This is a genomic window from Limnospira sp. (assembly GCF_051859755.1).
Taxonomy (GTDB): domain Bacteria; phylum Cyanobacteriota; class Cyanobacteriia; order Cyanobacteriales; family Microcoleaceae; genus Limnospira; species Limnospira fusiformis.
Genome location: NZ_JBIMLI010000398.1, coordinates 1 through 652, shown reverse-complemented (window position 1 = coordinate 652; position 652 = coordinate 1). Strand labels below are relative to the sequence as shown.

The 652-nt window shown below is 52.8% G+C and carries 1 tRNA gene and 1 rRNA gene; both read right to left on the bottom strand.

Going from position 1 to position 652, the window contains the following annotated elements:
* Nucleotides 1–171: 171 nt before the first annotated feature.
* Nucleotides 172–244, bottom strand: a tRNA-Ala gene (locus ACTIE0_RS24870).
* Between the two features lie 180 nt (nt 245–424).
* Nucleotides 425–652, bottom strand: a 16S ribosomal RNA gene (locus tag ACTIE0_RS24865); the annotation flags it as partial.

Genomic DNA, 652 nt, shown 5'->3' with positions numbered 1-652 from the left:
CCTACACCATTATGCTTTTCTCTATGCAGTTTTCAAGGTTCTGACTGGAACTTATGTCCAGCTATCTAGTCCTAGATTAACATCTACAGACTTAGGAGCTGTACAGTCACCAACTCTCAATTTCTCAATTCAAGACTACCTCACCCCAACTAGCACCTAATTCTAGGAGAGTGGAGGTAAGCGGACTCGAACCGCTGACTTCTGCCGTGCAAAGGCAGCGCTCTACCAACTGAGCTATACCCCCAGTTTGGGGTGGATGTGGGCCATCCTGGACTTGAACCACCGACCTCACCCTTATCAGGGGTGCGCTCTAACCACCTGAGCTACAGACCCAAAAACACGGGCCTGCAACGACCCATCTGCTCTCTTTATTCAGCTAACCAAGTAATTCGTGTGGACTCTGACCGAAGCATTCGGCTTCGTTTAAGGAGGTGATCCAGCCGCAGGTTCCCCTACGGCTACCTTGTTACGACTTCACCCCAGTCGCTGAGCCTACCGTGGCCGGCTGCCTCCTCTTGCGAGGTTAGCGCACCGTCTTCGGGTAGACCCAACTCCCATGGTGTGACGGGCGGTGTGTACAAGGCCCGGGAACGTATTCACCGCGACATTCTGATTCACGATTACTAGCGATTCCGACTTCATGGGGTCGAGT